4 protein-coding genes are annotated in these 4,597 nt (G+C 36.8%); all 4 read left to right on the plus strand.

Features of this window, described 5'->3' with window-relative positions; all coding sequences use genetic code 11:
* Positions 1–1,043 precede the first annotated feature (1,043 nt).
* Positions 1,044–1,670: a helix-turn-helix domain-containing protein gene (locus tag BM375_RS02330; RefSeq protein ID WP_093363531.1), complete on the plus strand. Its 627-nt coding sequence runs from the start codon at positions 1,044–1,046 to the stop codon at positions 1,668–1,670.
* Between the two features lie 46 nt (positions 1,671–1,716).
* Complete coding sequence (locus BM375_RS02335; protein ID WP_093363532.1) at positions 1,717–2,217, plus strand: mismatch-specific DNA-glycosylase; 501 nt, start codon at positions 1,717–1,719, stop codon at positions 2,215–2,217.
* 56 nt (positions 2,218–2,273) lie between these two features.
* Positions 2,274–2,861 (plus strand): ORF6N domain-containing protein, encoded by a 588-nt coding sequence (locus BM375_RS02340; protein WP_093363533.1) that lies wholly within the window; start codon positions 2,274–2,276, stop codon positions 2,859–2,861.
* Between the two features lie 611 nt (positions 2,862–3,472).
* Positions 3,473–4,381, plus strand: coding sequence for a DUF4145 domain-containing protein (locus BM375_RS02350; RefSeq protein ID WP_093363535.1), 909 nt, complete (start codon positions 3,473–3,475; stop codon positions 4,379–4,381).
* Positions 4,382–4,597 lie beyond the last annotated feature (216 nt).

Below are 4,597 nucleotides of genomic sequence, written 5' to 3' on the forward strand. Positions count from 1 at the left end.
GAAGTTCGCGCATTTTTACTGTGTTTTAACCTCTCATCTTCCAGTCTATTCAGACAAGCGCTTTTGGGGCTTTTATAGGTATTGTTTGAAGTAAATATGGGTCGATCAGTACGGCCATAGCTCTCCCCTTTGCGTAATTTTCGCATTTCTTTTCAGCATTAGGAAAGGATACATAGCCTTCGCATTGCTATAGTCCGAAGACTACGCACCGCTTTCCGATTAATAAAAATTGATTAAACAAATGCGAACAACGTAGTTTCCATAATAGTCTAAAACGGTATATCTCCTGTCGCATTCTCGGGAAAACCGACCTAAACTGACATCTTGACAAACAACAAATCCTTTTTACGGGAATTTTATTTGGATGGCATTAGAAAAGTCATTAATTTTAGAGTGCGAATCAAAAATAACGACCGACTATTGATCTATGCAAACGTTTGTTTTAAATATCAGAGGTCGGTTAGCAGACGAAAGTCTGAGGGCTGGTTTTTTCTAAAAGCCGTCATTGCTAGGCGTTTTGCAGTTACGCGAAACGACGAAGCAATCTGGCGCTTTAAGATCACCTTGGGCTTATAGAAGCCCCCTACCCTTTTCTGTCCTTATGAGTCGGTTATTTATTCTGGATTTCGTTTGACGTTCTTTATCAGCAACGCATGGGAAAACCTGTGACATCGATCTTGGATCGGGGCGGTGGTCTTCGTGGTGGTTTTACAATTCGTTATCATAATGTTTTTGTTTATGATTACGAGCTCCCGAAAGATAGAAAGTCTAATTAAAGAGAAGGCTCCCTATCTTCCACTGCCAACGGCGCACGGCGAAGAGCGCTTGACACAGTTTCCGATAGGGAGCCACCCCTCCTCTTGTACAAATGTACAAAAGTTTGGGGAAAAGCTATCCCTACGGTTCCGTGCCAATTGAAAATTTCGCCGTTTTCGTTGACGGAACTCTTTTATGAATCAAGATTTAAAAACCTCGAACACGATACAAATATACAGAACAAAATGATAGTTCACAATTAAATGTGAACTTTTTAATACAAAAGAATGGAAGAAACAGTAAGTGAAAACAAAAAACTGAATTATATACAAGCAGCACTAGTTGAAAAAGAGTTGTCCTCTAGAGTTTTGGGACTATGTTTAGACATCCATAAAGGCACTCTAACCAATTGGACCAATAATATTACTCAACCTAATTTAGAAAACATCGAGAAAATTGCAGATCTTTTAGAATTAGAGAATTATAAATTAATAAACAATACAAAACGTAGAAATACAGGTCTAATACCAGCATTGATTGCTGAATATAAGCGATTGACAAACGAAGAAAAAATGGAGTTATATGTAACTGTAACCAAGGACGGTAAAACAAAAAAAACATATAATCCAGAGCTTCAGTCCGCATTGTGGAACTTCATAGAAATTTTCAGAAATAAAACCTCTGAAGCAATTTTCACTGATCCGGTTTTTATTGATAAGTATTATAAAGACATCGAAGATAAAGAGCGCAAAGATAAGTCAATTTTTATTTGCAAAGCATTGCCGCAAGATGGCAAACCTTACTTTGAATACCTTGTAGTGAATGAAAGTTTGGGCGAAGACCACTTTGTAGCTCGATTTGCAAGGAAAGATGATGCAGAGGCTTATGTTGCGTGGATAGAGAATGAAAAATGAAAAACTGCACTGACAAGAATTATGGAACCAATTGATAGAAAAAATTATGCTAAGAGATGTACTTACCACCAACCTTGATATAGTCTTTTGCGGAACCGCAAAGGGAAAGGCTTCTGCGCTAAAAGGATTCTATTATGCCGGATCTGGCAACAAATTTTACAGCATTTTACACTCTGCAGGCTTTACACCTAAAAAGTTAGAGCCGAGAGATTGCTATGATGTGGGCAATTATAAAATTGGTCTAACTGACTTAGTCCATAATGAATACGGTAATGATAACCAAATTTCTAGCGAGAATTATGATGTGGCGGGCTTCATTGCAAAAATGGAAAAGTTTCAGCCAAAGTACATTGCTTTTAACGGTAAAACAGCAGCCTCTTTTTTTTTAGGATATCAAGGAGTAACTAGCTTAGTAAAATATGGAATACAGGACAAAACTTTAGGGAAATCAAAACTTTTCGTACTCCCTTCCACATCCGGAAGTTCAAGGCGACACTGGAATGAAAACTATTGGCTTGAGTTGAAAAAATTGATTGATGAAGAATAAGTAAATTCAAAGATCGCAAATTGCGATCTTTGAATAAGACAGTAAACCAATACACTATGAGTAAAAGCCATTCCAATGAAATAGCAATTACAGACGAAATCCTAGTAAACAAGATATATGAGTTCAGAGGACAAAAGGTTATGCTGGACAGTGACCTTGCCGAGTTATATGGTGTAGAGACCCGTAGGCTAAAAGAACAGGTTAGAAGAAATATCATCCGGTTTCCCGATCGCTTTATGTTTGAGCTAACGAAAGAGGAGTATGATATAATCCTAAGATCGCAAAATGCGACCTTAGAACAGGGACGTTACTCCAAGTATCTACCATTCGCGTTTACCGAACATGGAGTGCTAATGCTTTCAAATGTCTTAAAGAGCGAGCAAGCCATTACGATGAGTATTCGCATTATAGATGTGTTTGTAAAGCTGAGAGACATGCTATACATCAACACTGAAATGAAACTGGAAATCGCCGAAATCAAATACACCGTGGAACAAATCGCAAAAAAACAGAAAGGACATGATCAGAATATCGAATTGCTTTTTGAGTACATTGATAGGTTGCAGGAGAGTACACCTTCTTCCCCCTCCCCTAAAGGTGTAACGGTGGTAAAGGGATTTGATGTTGGGAGGAAGAAGAAATGAGGGAAGTACGGGAAACCGTAAGGTGATTAGGAAAGTGATGATTAAGTTTGATAATTCACTGGCAAATAATAGACAATAAAAATGGGAAGACTAATTTTATTACACCAACCGGACGGCAAAAAAATAATCATTAATACTGATGAAGTACTTGAAATTAATGAATCAATCAAGAGCGATGGAAGAAGCTCAACATTGATCCTTAAAAAAAGGCTTCTACATGTATGCGAGACATTGGATGAGATAATCGAAGCACAAGGGTAGATCCTCTCTAGGCTGGCTTGCGTACTGGGCGATTGGGAAAAATGGTGATGGTAGAAGTGGGGTGAAAGGGTGATGTGGGGTGAGGAAAGTGATTATAGGGTTTTACGGAAAACCGTAAATCAGTGCGAGGTATGGTGTGTAGATGTGAAAAAAGATTAAAATAAGCAGTATTAAACATTTTAACAATATTATGGCGCGTGATTACAGAAAAAATCAATCATTTTTTTTAGACTTTACACAATAGATTGTCCTCAATATAAGAAGGATTTTTGAATGTGATTAAATTATGTATTTCTAATCTATGCTTCAGCAAATTACTTTTTAAGTTGAATTTCTAAACAAAAAAGGGTATGAAAGATTACTGTACTATATGTTGCACACCAACAAATCATGAAATTGTGCATCAAAAAAAAATTACCAATGATCCTTCGGAAGATTTCTATTGGCATGAATCTTATGAAATCATCAAATGTATGGGGTGTGATAATATCCAATTCAGAAAGGTATCTTGGGATGAGTCAATGTATGGATGGGATTATGATAATCAAACAGAAGTTGCTTATACAGAAAAGACGTATTTTCCTCCTAGTATCAATGATCACAAGAGATTGAAAAACTTTTACGAAATCCCTCAACGAATTAGGATCGTTTACAATGAAACATTAGAATGCCTGAAAAATAAATGCTATTTGTTAGCCGGCGCGGGGTTAAGAGCAATAATCGAAGCTATATGTTTAGATCAGAAAATAACCGGAAAAGAATTAGCGACCAAAATCAACAATTTGACAAAAAGCAAGTTAATAACAGAAAAAGATTCCCATAGGTTACACAGCATTAGATTCTTGGGTAATGACTCTGTGCACGAGATGGAGGTTCCTAAAGAATCTAAGCTGAGGATCGCTTTAGACATCGTGGAACACCTTATCAACAATTTATATTTGATAGACATTGATGCAAACGAGCATCTAGATACTATAATTTCCGATTACGACACTTTTAAACGAATGGTTATCAAAAAATTGGGTGTAACAACAAATAATAGTCAACAAACAATTAAGGCTATTTTAGATAAAGACTACCGGAGGATTGAGCCAAGTTACTTAAATAATTTTATTCAGGAACTGATAGAAGAAATTAAAAAAGGCACAATTGCCAATATAGCTCTTGGAGATACAAAAATACATGCGGAAGGAAAACCACCCGTACAATATTTCGTTAAAGTTGAAGTTCCAAAAGAGAAACAATTGGAAGAGAAATAATAAAACGGGAACAGTGACACTATACAACGCTGATTCTTTTTCAAACATATATTAACGGGGTCTCGTTTTTCGAAGCACAGATAATGACAAAAAAACAAAACAAAACGATTAATGATTTGCACGGTAGTGTAAACTGAACTGTGTCACATCACTCCTTTTAGGGTTCGTGCTCAGAGGCTGAAAGCCTCGAGTGCGAACCCTAAAAGGAGTTGCCGA

This window comes from Sphingobacterium wenxiniae, assembly GCF_900116225.1.
GTDB classification, from domain to species: domain Bacteria; phylum Bacteroidota; class Bacteroidia; order Sphingobacteriales; family Sphingobacteriaceae; genus Sphingobacterium; species Sphingobacterium wenxiniae.